The organism is Flammeovirga agarivorans (assembly GCF_012641475.1).
Lineage (GTDB): Bacteria > Bacteroidota > Bacteroidia > Cytophagales > Flammeovirgaceae > Flammeovirga > Flammeovirga agarivorans.
In genome coordinates this window covers 104,108-119,518 of the sequence record NZ_JABAIL010000001.1, presented here as the reverse complement: position 1 = coordinate 119,518, position 15,411 = coordinate 104,108, and the positions used below count along the sequence as shown (strand labels likewise).

The 15,411-nt window shown below is 37.9% G+C and carries 25 protein-coding genes; all 25 read right to left on the bottom strand.

What is annotated here, in order from left to right; genetic code table 11:
* Positions 1 to 81 precede the first annotated feature (81 nt).
* The 25 genes from carA to HGP29_RS00505 all read right to left on the bottom strand — a co-directional run bounded on the left by carA (position 82) and on the right by HGP29_RS00505 (position 15,411).
* Positions 82 to 1,179: a glutamine-hydrolyzing carbamoyl-phosphate synthase small subunit gene (gene carA / locus HGP29_RS00625; RefSeq protein WP_168880369.1), complete on the bottom strand. Its 1,098-nt coding sequence runs from the start codon at positions 1,177 to 1,179 to the stop codon at positions 82 to 84.
* Between the two features lie 138 nt (positions 1,180 to 1,317).
* Entirely contained in the window at positions 1,318 to 1,797 is a 480-nt protein-coding gene (rplQ, locus tag HGP29_RS00620) for a 50S ribosomal protein L17 (protein WP_168880368.1), read from the bottom strand.
* A gap of 166 nt (positions 1,798 to 1,963) precedes the next feature.
* Positions 1,964 to 2,959 carry a DNA-directed RNA polymerase subunit alpha gene (locus HGP29_RS00615; RefSeq protein WP_168880367.1) on the bottom strand — a complete coding sequence of 332 codons (996 nt, stop codon included), beginning with the start codon at positions 2,957 to 2,959 and terminating at the stop codon, positions 1,964 to 1,966.
* A 97-nt stretch (positions 2,960 to 3,056) separates the two neighbouring features.
* The gene (gene rpsD / locus HGP29_RS00610; protein ID WP_168880366.1) at positions 3,057 to 3,662 is read right to left on the bottom strand and encodes a 30S ribosomal protein S4; all 606 of its coding nucleotides are present in this window, start codon (positions 3,660 to 3,662) and stop codon (positions 3,057 to 3,059) included.
* Positions 3,663 to 3,803: 141 nt separating this feature from the next.
* Entirely contained in the window at positions 3,804 to 4,199 is a 396-nt protein-coding gene (rpsK, locus tag HGP29_RS00605) for a 30S ribosomal protein S11 (protein ID WP_168880365.1), read from the bottom strand.
* A 35-nt stretch (positions 4,200 to 4,234) separates the two neighbouring features.
* A complete protein-coding gene (gene rpsM, locus HGP29_RS00600) occupies positions 4,235 to 4,603 on the bottom strand; it encodes a 30S ribosomal protein S13 (protein ID WP_168880364.1) in 369 nt (122 codons plus the stop codon).
* A 59-nt stretch (positions 4,604 to 4,662) separates the two neighbouring features.
* Positions 4,663 to 4,779: a 50S ribosomal protein L36 gene (gene rpmJ / locus HGP29_RS00595; protein WP_082026427.1), complete on the bottom strand. Its 117-nt coding sequence runs from the start codon at positions 4,777 to 4,779 to the stop codon at positions 4,663 to 4,665.
* A gap of 233 nt (positions 4,780 to 5,012) precedes the next feature.
* Entirely contained in the window at positions 5,013 to 5,231 is a 219-nt protein-coding gene (gene infA, locus HGP29_RS00590; RefSeq protein WP_044228392.1) for a translation initiation factor IF-1, read from the bottom strand.
* A 16-nt stretch (positions 5,232 to 5,247) separates the two neighbouring features.
* Positions 5,248 to 6,021, bottom strand: coding sequence for a type I methionyl aminopeptidase (map, locus tag HGP29_RS00585; protein ID WP_168880363.1), 774 nt, complete (start codon positions 6,019 to 6,021; stop codon positions 5,248 to 5,250).
* A complete protein-coding gene (secY, locus tag HGP29_RS00580) occupies positions 6,021 to 7,343 on the bottom strand; it encodes a preprotein translocase subunit SecY (protein WP_168880362.1) in 1,323 nt (440 codons plus the stop codon). Before secY ends, map begins: the two co-directional genes overlap by 1 nt.
* A 6-nt stretch (positions 7,344 to 7,349) precedes the next feature.
* Entirely contained in the window at positions 7,350 to 7,799 is a 450-nt protein-coding gene (gene rplO, locus HGP29_RS00575; protein WP_168880361.1) for a 50S ribosomal protein L15, read from the bottom strand.
* A 60-nt stretch (positions 7,800 to 7,859) separates the two neighbouring features.
* The gene (gene rpmD, locus HGP29_RS00570; RefSeq protein ID WP_168880360.1) at positions 7,860 to 8,039 is read right to left on the bottom strand and encodes a 50S ribosomal protein L30; all 180 of its coding nucleotides are present in this window, start codon (positions 8,037 to 8,039) and stop codon (positions 7,860 to 7,862) included.
* Positions 8,040 to 8,058: 19 nt separating this feature from the next.
* Positions 8,059 to 8,574: a 30S ribosomal protein S5 gene (gene rpsE / locus HGP29_RS00565; RefSeq protein WP_044203098.1), complete on the bottom strand. Its 516-nt coding sequence runs from the start codon at positions 8,572 to 8,574 to the stop codon at positions 8,059 to 8,061.
* A gap of 13 nt (positions 8,575 to 8,587) precedes the next feature.
* On the bottom strand, positions 8,588 to 8,941 hold the full coding sequence (gene rplR / locus HGP29_RS00560; RefSeq protein WP_168880359.1) for a 50S ribosomal protein L18: 354 nt from the start codon (positions 8,939 to 8,941) through the stop codon (positions 8,588 to 8,590).
* 5 nt (positions 8,942 to 8,946) lie between these two features.
* Entirely contained in the window at positions 8,947 to 9,501 is a 555-nt protein-coding gene (gene rplF, locus HGP29_RS00555; RefSeq protein WP_168880358.1) for a 50S ribosomal protein L6, read from the bottom strand.
* Positions 9,502 to 9,590: 89 nt separating this feature from the next.
* Positions 9,591 to 9,989 carry a 30S ribosomal protein S8 gene (gene rpsH, locus HGP29_RS00550; protein ID WP_281613327.1) on the bottom strand — a complete coding sequence of 133 codons (399 nt, stop codon included), beginning with the start codon at positions 9,987 to 9,989 and terminating at the stop codon, positions 9,591 to 9,593.
* 57 nt (positions 9,990 to 10,046) lie between these two features.
* Positions 10,047 to 10,316: a 30S ribosomal protein S14 gene (rpsN, locus tag HGP29_RS00545; protein WP_168880356.1), complete on the bottom strand. Its 270-nt coding sequence runs from the start codon at positions 10,314 to 10,316 to the stop codon at positions 10,047 to 10,049.
* Positions 10,317 to 10,331: 15 nt separating this feature from the next.
* Positions 10,332 to 10,880, bottom strand: coding sequence for a 50S ribosomal protein L5 (gene rplE, locus HGP29_RS00540; RefSeq protein WP_168880355.1), 549 nt, complete (start codon positions 10,878 to 10,880; stop codon positions 10,332 to 10,334).
* Positions 10,880 to 11,203 carry a 50S ribosomal protein L24 gene (rplX, locus tag HGP29_RS00535; protein WP_168880354.1) on the bottom strand — a complete coding sequence of 108 codons (324 nt, stop codon included), beginning with the start codon at positions 11,201 to 11,203 and terminating at the stop codon, positions 10,880 to 10,882. Before rplX ends, rplE begins: the two co-directional genes overlap by 1 nt.
* A 5-nt stretch (positions 11,204 to 11,208) precedes the next feature.
* Entirely contained in the window at positions 11,209 to 11,577 is a 369-nt protein-coding gene (gene rplN / locus HGP29_RS00530) for a 50S ribosomal protein L14 (RefSeq protein ID WP_066212081.1), read from the bottom strand.
* Positions 11,578 to 11,650: 73 nt separating this feature from the next.
* Positions 11,651 to 11,905: a 30S ribosomal protein S17 gene (gene rpsQ, locus HGP29_RS00525; RefSeq protein ID WP_168880353.1), complete on the bottom strand. Its 255-nt coding sequence runs from the start codon at positions 11,903 to 11,905 to the stop codon at positions 11,651 to 11,653.
* Between the two features lie 20 nt (positions 11,906 to 11,925).
* Positions 11,926 to 12,258, bottom strand: a complete 333-nt coding sequence (gene rpmC, locus HGP29_RS00520; RefSeq protein WP_168880352.1) for a 50S ribosomal protein L29 — start codon at positions 12,256 to 12,258, stop codon at positions 11,926 to 11,928.
* 9 nt (positions 12,259 to 12,267) lie between these two features.
* Positions 12,268 to 12,693, bottom strand: coding sequence for a 50S ribosomal protein L16 (gene rplP, locus HGP29_RS00515; RefSeq protein ID WP_066212076.1), 426 nt, complete (start codon positions 12,691 to 12,693; stop codon positions 12,268 to 12,270).
* 441 nt (positions 12,694 to 13,134) lie between these two features.
* A complete protein-coding gene (locus HGP29_RS00510; protein WP_168880351.1) occupies positions 13,135 to 14,010 on the bottom strand; it encodes an SdiA-regulated domain-containing protein in 876 nt (291 codons plus the stop codon).
* Positions 14,011 to 14,022: 12 nt separating this feature from the next.
* Entirely contained in the window at positions 14,023 to 15,411 is a 1,389-nt protein-coding gene (locus HGP29_RS00505; protein ID WP_168880350.1) for a hypothetical protein, read from the bottom strand.

Genomic DNA, 15,411 nt, shown 5'->3' with positions numbered 1-15,411 from the left:
TACTGAAGACTCTTTAAAACAAAAAAAAAGCATAGTCTATAAAAATAAACTATGCTTGTATTTTTTTTAAGATAACAACAATTAGCTGTTTTCTTGAATTAATTCTAAGAAGCGGGTAAATAGATATCTCGAATCATTTGGTCCTGGAGATGCCTCAGGGTGATATTGTACCGAGAACGCATTCTTATCCTTAACTCTGATACCTTCTACAGTGTCATCATTAAGGTTGATGTGTGTTAACTCAATAGAATCATTCCCTTCAATACTTTCCATACTTACAGCAAAACCGTGGTTTTGTGAAGTAATCTCAGATCTACCTGAAACCAAGTTTTTCACTGGATGATTTGCTCCTCTATGACCGTTGTGCATCTTATAAGTTTCAAGACCTACAGCTCTTGAAATAATTTGATGCCCTAAACAAATACCAAATAATGGTTTATTTGCTTCTAAGATTTGCTTAGCAGTTTCTACAGCGTAATCCATTACAGCTGGATCACCAGGGCCATTAGATAAGAAGTATCCGTCAGGTTTCCACTGTTTCATTTGCTCAAAAGTAGTATCCGAAGGGAATACTTTACAAAGCATACCTCTTGATGTAAAGTTCTCAAGGATTGATTTTTTTACACCTAGGTCTAAAACTGCTACTTTTACAGAAGCATGAGGATCACCTACAAAATAAGGTTCTTTAGTACAAACAACAGAAGATAATTCTAATCCTTCCATGTTTGGAGTAGCCTTTAAGAGTTTTTTGATTTCGTCAAGGTCATCAGTTTCTGATGTAATAATAGCATTCATTGCACCTTTTTGACGAATATGCCTAACAAGTTCTCGAGTATCGATATCTGCAATACCTACTAAGTTAGCTTGTTCAAGGTAATCTTGTAATGAGACTTCTGCTGTACTTCTTGAGAATACGCTAGAAAAGTTTTTTACAACAAGACCATTGATTTGAGGCTTTTTTGATTCGTTTTCGTTGTGTACTGTACCATAGTTACCGATATGAGATACAGTATTTACGATAATTTGTCCGTAGTATGACGGATCTGTATAGATCTCTTGATAACCTGTCATACTTGTGTTGAAACAAATTTCACCAGTTGTGGTACCAACCGCTCCGATAGCCGTTCCTTTGTAAGTAGTTCCGTCTTGAAGCATTAAAATGGCCGTCTTCTTCTCCATTGATATTACAGTATGTTTGAACTTAGATTGCACAAAAATATTAAAAACTCTGTAACCATGTTAATTACAGCTCAAAAAAAAGGGAAATGATTAATAAAATCATTTCCCTTTGTATAAATTAATGGATCATCATCTGAATTATTCAGCTGATTCTTCATTATTATTTTCTTCAGTTGCCGGTGCTTCTGGAGCAGCTGGAGCTGAAGCTTTTTTCTTTCTACGACGAGTTTTCGTCTTAGTTTCTTTTACGTTGTAGATATCGTTGAAATCAACAAATTCTACCATCGCCATCTCAGCACCGTCACCTAAACGACGACCAGTTTTGATGATACGAGTGTAACCACCTGGACGATTGATAACAGCATCACGAATTGTAGTGAATAACTCTGAAGTACCTTCTTTATCGCGAAGGTAAGAGAATACTACACGACGAGAGTGCATTGTATCGTTTTTCGCTTTAGTTACTAATGGCTCTACATATTTACGTAAAGCTTTAGCTTTAGCTACAGTAGTGAAGATACGCTTATGCTCGATTAATGAACAAGCCATGTTAGCAAGCATCAACTCTCTGTGCTTCTTTTGTCTACCTAAGTGGTTGAATTTTTTACCGTGTCTCATTTCTAAGAAAATGATTAAGCAACAGCCGTATTAGGAACTGCTACAATTAATAAATATTAAATCGGACGAATAACTTCCAATAAGCCGTAGCTTATTTTTAGCCGGTAAGTAAAGCAGTTGCCGTGTCCAAGGAACAACCGCTATCTATTCTTTATGTAAAAATGACCTAGTCTTCGTCTAAACGATACTTAGTCACGTCCATACCGAAAGATAAATTTTTCTCTGTCATAAGAAGTTCAAGTTCAGTAAGAGATTTCTTACCGAAGTTTCTGAATTTCATCATGTCAGAAATTTCTAATGAGGCTAAATCACCCAATGTTTTCACATCAGCAGCCTTCAAACAATTGTACGCACGAACTGACAACTCAAGATCAGATAATGAAGTTTTAAGTAGCTTACGCATTCTTAAATACTCATCATCAATTTCTACAGCATTCGTATCTTCAAACTCATCAATGATCATATTCTTATCAGAGAATAGCATGAAGTGTTGAATAAGGATGTTGGCAGCTCCTTTTAACGCTTCCTCAGGATGGATAGACCCATCAGTTGCAACTTCAATCACCAATTTTTCAAAGTCAGTACGGTCGTCAACACGAAGGTCTTCAACATGGTATCTAACATTTTTTACTGGTGTAAAGATCGCGTCAATTGGAATAAAACCTACAACATCGTCAGCTTCGCTCTCTGTTTGGTCATCAGCAGATAAGTATCCACGGCCGTTCATCATTGTGAACTCAACCTGTAGATTCACACTCTCATCCAAGTTACAGATTACGAAATCAGGGTTTAAGACCTTATATTCTTCAGTAAACTGAGCAATATCGCCTGCTTTGAATTCGCTTTTACCACTGATGTTGATACTGATTTTTTGCGATGGGCTCTCCACCTCTGCCTTAAAACGTACTTGTTTCAAGTTCAGAATGATTTCAGTAACATCTTCTACAACGCCATCTATAGCAGAATATTCGTGGAGTACATTTGGGAATTTGATCCCCACGATAGCATATCCTTCAAGCGACGAAAGTAAAATACGTCTGAGTGCGTTACCTATTGTTACACCGTACCCTTTTTCTAATGGTTTAAACTCAAAAAGACCTTTAAAATCATCAGCCTTTTCGATCGCCACTTTATCGGGTTTTTGGAAAGCAAGAATGGACATATAATGGTTGCGGTTTTAAAAAGATTAATAAGATCATACGAAAAACTTCTAAGAATGTTAAAATAACATTCTTAGAAGCATTTTCCAAAGATCTATATTACTTAGAGTACAACTCGACGATAAGTTGCTCTTGAATATTTTCAGGGATCTCGTCTCTCTCTGGTGATTGAACAAAAGTACCAGTTAAGCTCTCAGCATTATATTGTAACCAAGAGTAAGCAGTACGTTGCTTACCAGTCGTAGCCTCTTTAATCACTTTGTTAGTTTGTGATTTAGCACGAATACCAATCACATCACCTGCTTTCAAAGTGTAAGAAGGAATGTTCACTACTTTACCGTTCACAGTAATGTGTTTGTGCGATACTAATTGTCTCGCAGCTCTACGAGTAGGAGCGAATCCTAAACGATATACTGTGTTGTCAAGTCTCGCTTCTAAGTACTGTAATAAGTTAGTACCTGTGATACCTGACTTTTTCGCAGCTTTTTCGAAAATATTACGGAACTGACGTTCTAATACACCATAAGTGTATTTCGCTTTCTGCTTAGCAGCAAGCTGGATAGCATATTCAGACTGTTTACGACGTCTGTTTTTACCATGCTGTCCTGGAGGATACGCCTTTTTCTTAAGTTCCTTGCATGCCCCGAAGATTGGATCATTAAACTTTCTAGCAATCTTCGACGTAGGCCCTGTATATCTAGCCATTTCTCTAGAATTTTTAGGAGTGTCTTTAAAAATTAATTTTTTTCAGGAGGTGTTAATGATCTCTGTCGTGGCTTAAGACGACAGACCCTAACTAAATAACACACTCATATCGATTGGTTCTCTCAACAAGAGAGAGTCGTATCAGACTCTTCTTCTCTTTGGAGGACGACAACCGTTATGTGGTAGAGGAGTAACGTCTTTGATGATAGTTACTTCGATACCTGAATTTTGTACAGTACGGATAGCCGCTTCACGACCTGAACCCGGACCTTTTACAAATACCTCCGCTTTACGCATACCTAAGTCAAATGCTACTTTAGCAGCATCAGATGACGCTTGTTGCGCAGCGTAAGGAGTGTTTTTCTTTGAGCCTCTGAAGCCCATTTTACCAGCTGAAGACCAAGAAATTACTTGTCCTTCTTTGTTGGTGAAAGAGATGATAATGTTGTTAAAAGATGCTCTGATGTGAACTTCTCCCTCCTGAGTTACATTAACTACTCTTTTCTTAGTTTTTTCGTTTTTTCTTCTTTGAGCCATAATTTCTTTTGTTCAGCTAAACGCTATGAACTAAATTATTTCTTCTTGTTTGCAACAGTCTTACGCTTACCCTTACGAGTACGTGAGTTGTTCTTGGTATGTTGACCACGAACTGGCAAACCTCTTCTGTGACGAAGACCTCTGTAACATCCAATATCCATCAAACGTTTGATGTTTAATTGAATTTCAGACTTCAACTCACCTTCGATTTTGTGACCTTCAGTGATAAGCTCACGAATCTTTTGTGATTCTTCGTCAGTCCAATCTTGAACTTTTTTATCCTCGCTTACTCCAGCTTCAGCAAGGATATTCGCCGCTGACGCTTTTCCGATACCAAAGATGTATGTTAATGAAATAACACCTCTTTTGTTGTTTGGAATGTCAACACCTGCAATACGTGCCATGTTTTACTTGTGAACGGTTTTGTAAAACTTAAATTAATTCTTGCTCCTTGTACTAAGAATTATCCTTGACGTTGTTTATGTCTTGGATTTTTCTTGTTGATAACGTACAACTTGCCTTTGCGGCGGATGATCTTATCGTCCGCACTGCGTTTTTTGATAGAAGCTTTGACTTTCATTGCTCCGATTTTTTTAAACGTGTAAATTCCCTGATTTAAATGTCAAGGCACCTCGAAAGTCGCCTATCCATGCTCAGTCTATCCAAATAATTGAATACATCACATGCACTAAACATACCTTCATCTAATAGTAGGCAAAAATAAAGGGAATTCTCCCGATTATTTGTTACTGCGTGTTAATCTATTTGAATAAGATCAAACTCAGGCCCGCAAAGATAGGTATTTTTTTTGAATTATTTATATCTATAAACAATTCTTCCTTTAGTAAGATCATATGGAGACATTTCCAAACGAACTTTGTCACCTGGGAGGATACGAATGTAGTGCATACGCATTTTACCAGAGATGTGTGCTACAACCTGGTGTCCATTCTTAAGCTCCACACGGAACATTGCATTTGAAAGGGCCTCTACGATCGTACCGTCTTGGGTAATGTTTGATTGTTTTGGCATTTGATATAGTTTTTAATTAAAATGGATATACCTCCTCGATGTACTTGAACGTTGTCAACACTTCAGTCTGACCATTTACGATCGCGACTGTGTGTTCATAATGAGCAGAAGGTTGACGATCTCTCGTACGAATTGTCCAACCATCTCTGTCTTGAGTAATAGCTCTCGTCCCCATGTTAATCATAGGTTCAATGGCAATCACCAATCCATCTTTGATTTTTAATCCTCTACCTCTTTTCCCGTAATTAGGTACTTCTGGCTTTTCATGAAGGTTTTTACCTAAACCATGACCAACCAGTTCTCTAACTACGCCATACCCATGCATCTCAGCATGTTGCTGAACTGCAAAACTTACGTCACCAATTCTATTATTGACTTTACAAGCATCAATACCTTTTTGAAGTGATTCCTTTGTCACCTTTAATAGTTTCATTGTATCAGGCGCTACGTTACCCACAGGGTAAGTGTATGCACTATCAGAATGAAAACCATTTAAGAAAACGCCACAATCGATAGAGATTACATCTCCATCTTTTAATTCATAATCAGTAGGAATACCGTGTACAATAACATCATTCAGTGACATACAAAGGGTATTGGGAAACCCATTATAGTTCAAGAATGAGGGATGAGCCCCATTGTCCATGATAAAATCATGTGCGATTTTATCAATTGCTTTTAGACTCACCCCTTCTTTTGTATTCTTTGCGATTTCACCATGTGTACGGCCGAGCAAGTCGGCACTGATACGCATTAGTTCAATCTCCTCTTCTGTTTTATAGTATACCATTAGACTGTTGCCACGTTTTGGCGTCCTTTGATATTTCCAGACTTCATCATCGAGTCATAGTTTTGCATTAGCAAGTACGACTCAATTTGCTGAAGAGTATCTAAGATAACACCCACCATAATGATTAGTGAAGTACCACCATAGAATCTAGAGAAACCAGTACTAACACCCAACATGCTCGCGAAAGCAGGAAGGATTGCTACAACAGCTAAATAAATAGCTGAAGGAAGTGTGATTCTATCTAGAATCCAGCTAATAAAATTAGAAGTCTCTTCACCTGGTTTAACGTTTGGTACAAAAGCATTATTTCTCTTCAAATCTTCTGACATTTGATCAGGATTAATCGTGATCGCCGTGTAGAAGTAAGTGAAAAGAAGAATTAATGTTGCAAATGTTAAATTATAAGCAAAAGAAGTGTAATCAGAGAAATTCTGCATTACCCATCTTGCTGTATCACTTTCATCTGCCCAAACGCCTGCAATCAATGAAGGAAGGAACATCAATGATTGTGCAAAGATGATAGGCATCACATTCGCTGCATTCACTTTTAAAGGAATGTACGAACGTTGACCTGTAGCAAGCGTACGCTTCTTACCACCAGCACCAACCACTTGACGAGCATATTGCACAGGTACTTTACGTACAGCAGCGTTCAATAGAACTACTCCCATAATGATAAAGAACAACGCAATCAATTCAACTACAAGAAGAATTGACATACCTTGAGTTTCAAACTCTTGGTAAATCGCTGTTGGGAATCCCGAAATAATACCGATCATGATCAGCATTGAGATACCATTACCTATTCCTTTCTCAGTGATTTTTTCACCAAGCCACATACAGAAAATTGTACCCGCAGTTAGAATAATCATTGCTGCTGGGTAGAATAATGACTGCTTGATGACGATTGCCTCGTTAGGGATTGTTGAATATAAATATCCAGAACCCTGCGCGAGTGTAATCACGATCGTCAAAACACGCGTTATTTGGTTAATACGCTTACGGCCCGATTCACCTTCTTTCTGCATACGCTGAAAGTAAGGAACCGCCATACCTAACAATTGGATCACGATGGATGCCGAAATGTAAGGCATGATACCTAGAGCAAAGATTGATGCACGCGTAAATGCTCCTCCTAAGAAGATATTTAACATGCCCAAAAGTCCACCTGACGAATCAGATAAAGCTGATGGATCTACTCCAGGAAGGACGATATACGACCCCAATCTGAAAATCGCAAGGAAACCCAAAGTGTAGATAATTCTATCTTTGAGTTCCTCGATTGAAAAAATGTTCTTCAGTGTCTTGACAAACTTATTCATAGCTTCTTACAATGTAATCGCTTTTCCGCCTGCTTTTTCGATTGCCTCTTTAGCAGATGCAGAGAAAGCGTTCGCCGAAATCTCTACTGTTGCAGTTAGCTCACCATTACCAAGAACTTTAACTTTACCGTTCTTAGAAATAACGCCTAACTCCACGAATGTCTCTAATGCGAAAGTAGTAATCCCTTTCTCGTCAGCGATCTTTTGGATCTTTTCCAAGTTAATTGGAGTATACTCAACTCTAAAAGGAGATTTGAAGCCGAATTTAGGCACGCGGCGTTGTAATGGCATTTGACCTCCTTCGAAGCCAAACTTCTGGCTGTAACCAGAACGTGACTTAGCACCTTTGTGACCACGTGTTGACGTACCACCTCGGCCTGAGCCTTGTCCACGACCTACGCGCTTATTTTGGCGAACTTTACCACCTTTCGCAGGACTTAGTGTATGCAGTTTCATGACTGTTTCCTAATTAATACCTTTTAAAGTACTAATGCCTAATGCAAAAGTACAAAGAATTTACAACTCTTCAACGCTGATTAGGTGATCAACTGCCTTAACCATGCCAAGGATCTGTGGATTTGCTTCTTTTTCCACAGTTTTGTTGATTTTACCTAAGCCAAGCGCCTTAATTGTGCGCTTTTGTCTTTCAGGACGACCGATCAACGATCTAACCTGAGTAATACGGATCTTTGCCATAACAGTTTAGATAATTTGATTAGCCGTTAAAAACTTTGCTTAATTTCACTCCGCGTTGCTCAGCTACCATACGTGGGTCACGCATTTTTAGTAGTGCATCGAAAGTTGCTTTAACCACGTTGTGTGGGTTAGAAGAACCTTGCGATTTAGCTAATACGTCATGAACACCTGCTGATTCTAATACTGCACGCATCGCACCACCTGCGATAACACCAGTACCAGCAGAAGCAGGTTTAATAAGCACGCGTCCGCCGCCGAATTTACCTTTTTGAGGGTGAGGAACAGTACCTTTAAGTACTGGCACCTTCATTAAGTTTTTCTTAGCGTCGTCGATGCCCTTAGTGATTGCGTCAGTTACCTCGTTGGCTTTACCCAAACCATAACCTGCAACACCATCACCGTTACCTACAACTACGATAGCAGAAAAGCTGAAGCGTCTACCGCCTTTTACTACTTTAGCAACACGCTTAATAGCAACAACTTTTTCTGTTAGCTCTAGATCAGCCGATTTTACTTTTGTTACGTTTTGTTTCATCTCTGACAACTCTTTAGAATTTCAAACCACCTTCTCTAGCACCTTCTGCTAACGCTTTCACTTTACCGTGGTAAAGGTAACCGTTACGGTCAAAAATAACCGTTGAAATACCAGCAGCAGTAGCTTTCTCAGCAACCTTCTTTCCTACTTCTGATGCCAATGCAACGTTAGATGCTTTGCTTTCAGCATTGATCTCACGTGAGTTAGTGGCAACAAGAGTACGGCCAGATTGGTCGTCGATCAACTGCGCATAGATTGCAGTATTACTTTTATATACAGAGAGTCTAGGGCGTTCAGCTGTACCTGAAATTTTCTTACGAATACCCCTTTTGATTCTCAGTCTTCTCAGATCTTTCTTAGTGGCCATACTTGTTATTTTTTACCAGCAGCTTTACCTGCTTTTCTTCTAATCTCTTCACCAACATACTTCACACCTTTACCTTTGTATGGTTCTGGCTTTCTGAATGAGCGAATTTTAGCTGCAACTTGTCCAACTAACTGTTTGTCTACGCCTTCAACGTGAACAATAGGAGCTTTACCTTTTGCAGTTTCAGCACTCACCTTGATTTCCGCTGGAACTTGGAAAAGAATTCTGTGTGAATAACCAAGATCAAGGTCTAATAATTGACCTTGTACCGATGCTTTAAAACCAACACCAATCAACTCTAGTGATTTTTTGTATCCTTCAGATACACCAACCACCATGTTTTGAGTTAAGGCTCTATAAAGACCGTGCAATGAGCGGTGGTCTTTATGATCTGAAGGACGTACGAAACGAACTTCTGAACCTTCAACTTCGATACTGATGTCTTTGTTGACTTCCTGTTGCAATTCACCTTTAGGTCCTTTTACAACTAAAACGTTGTCGTTAACTTTTACGTCAACTCCTGAAGGGATAGCAACTGGTTTTTTACCAATTCTTGACATGGTTTCTTTAATTAAGGCTTAAGGCACTCACAGTAACTCGTACCGGAAGCGGTCAGCCATTATGTTAAAAGTATTTTTACTAATTCTTATTAGTATACGTAGCAAAGTACTTCGCCACCGACATTCAATTCACGTGCTTCTTTGTCAGTCATCACACCTTTCGAAGTTGAAAGGATTGCGATACCTAAACCATTTAATACACGTGGCATGTTCTTAGCATTAGCATACTTACGAAGACCTGGACGTGATACACGCTCTAAGTCGACAACCGCAGGTTGCTTAGTTACTGGGTGGTATTTCAAAGCGATTTTGATTACACCTTGAGTATTAACACCATCCTCGAACTTGTAGCCTTGAACGAAGCCTTTCTCATGCAGTACCTTAGTCATTTGCTTCTTGATGTTTGAAGCAGGAACTTCTACGATACGCTTATTAGCGCTAATCGCGTTTCTAAGTCTTGTAAGGTAGTCTGCTATAGGATCTGTCATTGCCATTGCTTGCAAATATTTTTACAGCACTCTGTGCCGTAGGTTCCTAAATTAAAATTACCAGCTCGATTTTGTAACGCCAGGGATCTTACCTGCAGATGCCATTTCACGGAAAGTAACACGTGAAATACCAAACTTACGCATGTAACCTTTTGGACGTCCAGTTAACTTACAACGGTTATGTAAACGAACCGGTGAAGAGTTCTTAGGAAGAGCATCAAGACCTTCCCAGTCACCTGCTTCTTTTAACGCCTTGCGCTTTGCTGCAAATTTTGCAACAAGTCTTTCGCGCTTACGCTCTCTTGCTTTTATCGCTTCTCTAGCCATAGTTTCTCGTGTTTACTATTTTTTCTTAAAAGGCATTCCGAATAACTTCAGAAGCTCGTAAGCTTCCTCGTCAGTATTAGCAGAAGTAGTGAACGTAATGTCCATACCTGTCACTTTCTTTACTTGATCAATTTTGATCTCAGGGAAAATGATCTGCTCTTTTACACCTAAAGTATAGTTACCACGACCATCCAATTTATCTTTGATGCCTTGGAAGTCACGCTCACGAGGAATAGCAATTGCGATTAAACGCTCTAAGAATTGATACATTCTGTCACCTCTTAATGTTACACGAGCGCCGATTGGCATATCCTCACGTAATTTGAAGTTTGAGATTGATTTCTTAGACATTGTCGGAACTGCTTTCTGACCAGCAATAGTAGATAATTCTTCTACTGCGATGTCTACAAGTTTTTTGTCTGCAACTGCCTCACCAACACCTCTGTTGATAACGATTTTTTCCAATCTTGGAACTTGCATTACAGACTTGTAGTTGAAACGTTCCTTTAATGCAGAAACGATTTCATCTTGGTATTTGTCCTTTAATCTTGTCGCTGTAGCCATTAGTCGATAAATTTTCCAGTGTTCTTAGAATATCTTTTCAACTTACCGTTTTCGTCAAGCTTACGACCTACGCGAGTAGCATTACCCGTTTCAGGGTCGATCAACTTAATGTTAGAAACGTGAATTGGTGCTTCCATTTTGTTTACACCACCTTCTGGCTTTTCAGCAGTAGGTTTGATGTGTTTGGTTACCATATTCACACCTTCAACGATGGCACGCTCCTTCTCACGGTCAACTTTTAGGACAACTCCCTCTTGGCCCTTGTGGTTACCAGAGATGATTGTTACCTTGTCGCCTTTTTTGATATGGAATTTTCTATTCATAACTCTTAGAGTACCTCAGGTGCTAACGAAACGATTTTCATAAATTGCTTCTCACGAAGCTCTCTTGCGACTGGTCCGAAGATACGAGTACCTCTTGGCTCGTCTTGCGCGTTTAATAAAACTGCCGCATTGTCTTCGAAACGAATGTAAGAACCGTCCTTTCTACGAACTTCTTTTTTTGTTCTTACAACAACCGCTCTAGATACAGTCCCTTTCTTAACGTTTGAAGAAGGGATAGCTGATTTCACAGAAACGACAATTTTATCGCCTACAGAAGCATAACGCTTTTTAGTACCGCCTAAAACGCGAATACAAAGCACTTCTTTTGCTCCTGAGTTATCTGCTACTGACAGTCTTGATTCCTGTTGTATCATTCTCCTATCCTCTTAAGGATTCTTTACTTGGTGATTGTAAAATTTTAATTTTTTTGATGGTTAGAATAAGGAATTACTTCGCTTTTTCTACTACCTCCACCAATCTCCAACGTTTACGCGCACTCATTGGGCGCGTCTCCATAATTCTAACGGTATCTCCGATACCTGCAGTGTTGCTTTCATCGTGAGCCATAAACTTCTTAGTCTTCTTGATGAACTTACCGTACATCGGGTGCTTTTGACGAGTTTCAACTTGCACTGTGATAGACTTATCCATTTTATCGCTTACAACTACTCCTGTACGCTGCTTTCTGAAGTTTCTTTCCATGATCTCCTTTGTCAGGTATCTTAGTTGTTAACTTTCTCGATAGCTCTTAAAACCATCTTCTTGTTTACAGGTGCTAAAAACGCATTTTTTTGTAAGAACTCAGTGATTGACTCACGAGTTACGTTATTAGCTTTAACCTTCTCCTCCAATTCAACTGTCACTCTTGCATGTAACTCAGTCTTAAGACGCGCTACTTGCTTTCTAAGTGTTCCTAGTTGCATAGGATTCTCCAATGGTGATACTGCATGAGCATAAGCTAAATCTTCAAGTTGCTTTTGAGAAGTTTTGATATTCTCTGCAAGCTCCTCAGAAGACATTGCTTTCACCTGCTTTTTTAAATCTAGTGTTTTCATCTTCTAAGCTTATCCTACGTAGTCTGGTCGAACTACAAACTTCACTTTGATTGGGAGCTTTTGTGCAGCCAATCTCATTGACTCCTGTGCTCTCTCGATTGATACTCCATCAGATTCGAACAAGATTGTTCCGGCTTTCACTGGAGCAACCCAATAAGCAGGGGCACCTTTACCCTTACCCATACGTACTTCGGCTGGCTTTGAAGTAACTGGCTTGTCAGGGAAGATACGAATCCATACCTGACCTTCACGTTTCATCGCACGAGTCATCGCAATACGTGATGCTTCGATTTGACGAGCTGTGATCCAACCACCTTCAAGTGCCTTCAGACCGAAGCTACCAAAAGAGATGCTATGACCGCGTTGAGCGATGCCATGGCTTCTACTTCTCTCTTTTTGTCTCTTTCTGAACTTGACTCTCTTTGGCTGTAACATTGTTATTCTGTTATTTACCACGCAGGAACTTCCTGCGATATCTTATGTCTAAGCACAAACATCTCGGAGAACTTAAGCTTGAATCAGCTAAATTCTTTTAAATAAACAGAATTATGTCTTTTTAGATAAAATCTTTTAGGACTTTCGCTTATGTCATAATAAACGTAGTTTCCCGAGGTTTGGACTGCAAAAGTATAACTCTTTTTTTTGTAAAACAAGCAGTTAGCAAAAAAAAGATCAAAATTAAATATCTTTTACACTTTCTACAATCTTAGTCATTTTGTTTAATGCTTCGCCTACAAATATAACTTGATAATTTTTAATTAGGTTATAGCTATTAAGTTTCATTCGAATAATATAATTAGAGAATGAAATCAATTGTCGTGAAAAATTATTGAAAATAAAAAAGTAGATATCCTTTATTGAATATCTACTCTTTACCTAATCGTTTAATTTAAACTTCAAAATAACAGGTTGACTTCCGGATAGATTATATCTTTCTTTAGCAAACTTCGATACTTTTAAGTCATTGTTATCATAACCTACCCAAACTGTATCATCTTTAATCATCAAGGCTTCCGACATCCCATATTTTGAAGGTTCATAGAGTTTCTCTCCCTTTTTACTTACAGATTTATCAAAACTGTAATGCTTTAGTACTTTTGAAGTTTGGGGATCAATTTTAGCTATACACCTTTCATTTCTTTCCAAGGCATATAAATTACCTTTATAGAAAAATAGGTCTGCTATATCATTACTGCACATTTTTTTAAGATGCATTTCTTTAACGATCAAATTGTTTTGTAAATCAACTACTATCACAAAACTCGGTTGACGTTCTTTTGCTAAATATAAAAGGCCTTTATCAGGGTCAATAGCTACACCTTCTAAACCTGCATTATTCAACCACTTCTCCTTTTTCACACTTAAGGCTTCCCAATTAATTGGTAATTGATTAAAGTCTTGTGTTTTTAAGTTGTAACGGTAAACTTCATTATTACTTTCATTGATAATATAGGCATCATCACCATAGACAGCGATTCCTTCAAAATCTACTTTTTCGTTGAAATCGATTATATATTTAGAATTATCAATAGTAAATGTATTTCCATGGTCTGTATAGACATATACAAATTTATTATCGCTCTTATCTGCTACTATCAAAACCTCATCGTTGTATATATTAATACCACTAAGGTCAAACCTAGCTTTGTAATCATTTAATTGTTGAATAGAAATAAATTCTAATTGGCTATTTTTTTGAGCGAATACACTACAAAAACTAAGAGTTAATAAAAAGGTTAAATAATTTTTCAAAAGTTATTGTATTTAAAGCATTTCTTCAACTTCCTCTTGCCATTGCAATGCTCCGACATCTGGAGGAGTTGTTCTATTATTTCCGATTTGATCCGTTGTTATTCCTTCAATAGCTACCCCAAACCCTCTTGCTGGACTGTCGTCGGCCAGTTGAAAGTTATATGAATAAGGATACCTGAAGTAAGGATCTTGATTTAATAAATTATCTTCTGTTGAGATTTCTTGGCTTTCTGTTTTTAAAATATTATTTGTAATACTTTTTTCTACTACACCCTCAGAGATCAAAAATTCATTAGATAATGACCCCCAAATGATGTTATTTATAAATGTAAGTTGAATATCTTCTTTTTCACTTTCAAATGCTACTGATGGTCTTTCTCTGAAAAAACCAGTATTTGAATTTACTACAGTATTGTAAAGAAACTCACAATTACCTCCAGATGCATGTGCATAGGCATAGCTAATGGTATGACTTATAATAGTGTTAACGACTTTTACATCTGCATTAATCACAGACACACCTACTTGAGATATATTCTGTATTGTCGAATTTTCGATATGAAGATCTACGTCAGTATCATTATCTGGATGATATATATATAATCCAAACGTGGCATTTCTCAAAAATGTTCCAAAGATCTTATTATCATGACTTAAAGAATCATAGATAATGCCCCCCCATTGTCCAGGTGCATTTTCATACTGATTATCTAAACGAATACTTTCTAGTCTAACAGAGTCTTCAGTAGTCCCTAGCAATTGCAATGAACCACTTACTAATAACTTAGCATCGTTATCAAAAATAATTCTAGTACCTGCCTCTGCTGTTAAAGATGATGTTTGTTCGATATACAGTGAATCTATAATAACATAGGGTCTTCCTTTTGTCCATACAACATCACCAAACACAATTGGGCCTCCAGATATATAAAAAGGGTCTTCTGAAAATGCATTTAGCGTAACATTCTGTCTGTTACCATTGGTAAAGAAATTAACTTCAGCGTTGTATTCTAATATTTCTGATTGATCCTGATAGGGTATATTCGCTTCAGCAAGGATAAGCATACTATCCCCACCTCTTAAAAAAGTATTTTCCACTTTTTCAGTAGCAAAACCGTTGATCAACAACCCATAAATACTATTAGGATCACTTAAAGATATTTCTGAGATATTCACGGCGTTATTGGTTCTATTGTAGACCATAAAACGCTTTGTGATACTCGTCATATCAATATTTTCATCTTCTTTTGAAGTAAAAAGAGTATCAAAATATACTGTATCCACAGAAAACTCCAAGTTAAACCCTGGATCCGTTGATATTACCTCATCTTCTGGAGTACAAGAGTAACAGAACGAAAAAATAGCTGCTATAATTACGGTATATATGTATTCTTTTTTCAA

What these genes read in the sequence shown, in the direction of transcription:
- rpsN (WP_168880356.1), bottom strand. Translation starts at nt 10,316, where the DNA reads ATGGCTAGAGAAGCGATAAAAGCAAGAGAGCGTAAGCGCGAAAGACTT.
- rplO (WP_168880361.1), bottom strand. Translation starts at nt 7,799, where the DNA reads ATGAAACTGCATACACTAAGTCCTGCGAAAGGTGGTAAAGTTCGCCAA.
- rpsQ (WP_168880353.1), bottom strand. Translation starts at nt 11,905, where the DNA reads ATGGAAAGAAACTTCAGAAAGCAGCGTACAGGAGTAGTTGTAAGCGAT.
- carA (WP_168880369.1), bottom strand. Translation starts at nt 1,179, where the DNA reads ATGGAGAAGAAGACGGCCATTTTAATGCTTCAAGACGGAACTACTTAC.
- rpsH (WP_281613327.1), bottom strand. Translation starts at nt 9,989, where the DNA reads ATGACAGATCCTATAGCAGACTACCTTACAAGACTTAGAAACGCGATT.
- secY (WP_168880362.1), bottom strand. Translation starts at nt 7,343, where the DNA reads ATGAATAAGTTTGTCAAGACACTGAAGAACATTTTTTCAATCGAGGAA.
- rpsD (WP_168880366.1), bottom strand. Translation starts at nt 3,662, where the DNA reads ATGGCTAGATATACAGGGCCTACGTCGAAGATTGCTAGAAAGTTTAAT.
- map (WP_168880363.1), bottom strand. Translation starts at nt 6,021, where the DNA reads ATGGTATACTATAAAACAGAAGAGGAGATTGAACTAATGCGTATCAGT.
- rpmJ (WP_082026427.1), bottom strand. Translation starts at nt 4,779, where the DNA reads ATGAAAGTCAAAGCTTCTATCAAAAAACGCAGTGCGGACGATAAGATC.
- HGP29_RS00615 (WP_168880367.1), bottom strand. Translation starts at nt 2,959, where the DNA reads ATGTCCATTCTTGCTTTCCAAAAACCCGATAAAGTGGCGATCGAAAAG.
- rplN (WP_066212081.1), bottom strand. Translation starts at nt 11,577, where the DNA reads ATGATACAACAGGAATCAAGACTGTCAGTAGCAGATAACTCAGGAGCA.
- rplX (WP_168880354.1), bottom strand. Translation starts at nt 11,203, where the DNA reads ATGAATAGAAAATTCCATATCAAAAAAGGCGACAAGGTAACAATCATC.
- infA (WP_044228392.1), bottom strand. Translation starts at nt 5,231, where the DNA reads ATGCCAAAACAATCAAACATTACCCAAGACGGTACGATCGTAGAGGCC.
- rpmD (WP_168880360.1), bottom strand. Translation starts at nt 8,039, where the DNA reads ATGGCAAAGATCCGTATTACTCAGGTTAGATCGTTGATCGGTCGTCCT.
- rpmC (WP_168880352.1), bottom strand. Translation starts at nt 12,258, where the DNA reads ATGAAAACACTAGATTTAAAAAAGCAGGTGAAAGCAATGTCTTCTGAG.
- rplF (WP_168880358.1), bottom strand. Translation starts at nt 9,501, where the DNA reads ATGTCAAGAATTGGTAAAAAACCAGTTGCTATCCCTTCAGGAGTTGAC.
- rpsK (WP_168880365.1), bottom strand. Translation starts at nt 4,199, where the DNA reads ATGGCTCAAAGAAGAAAAAACGAAAAAACTAAGAAAAGAGTAGTTAAT.
- rplR (WP_168880359.1), bottom strand. Translation starts at nt 8,941, where the DNA reads ATGGCCACTAAGAAAGATCTGAGAAGACTGAGAATCAAAAGGGGTATT.
- rpsE (WP_044203098.1), bottom strand. Translation starts at nt 8,574, where the DNA reads ATGAAACAAAACGTAACAAAAGTAAAATCGGCTGATCTAGAGCTAACA.
- rpsM (WP_168880364.1), bottom strand. Translation starts at nt 4,603, where the DNA reads ATGGCACGTATTGCAGGTGTTGACATTCCAAACAACAAAAGAGGTGTT.
- rplP (WP_066212076.1), bottom strand. Translation starts at nt 12,693, where the DNA reads ATGTTACAGCCAAAGAGAGTCAAGTTCAGAAAGAGACAAAAAGAGAGA.
- rplE (WP_168880355.1), bottom strand. Translation starts at nt 10,880, where the DNA reads ATGGCTACAGCGACAAGATTAAAGGACAAATACCAAGATGAAATCGTT.
- rplQ (WP_168880368.1), bottom strand. Translation starts at nt 1,797, where the DNA reads ATGAGACACGGTAAAAAATTCAACCACTTAGGTAGACAAAAGAAGCAC.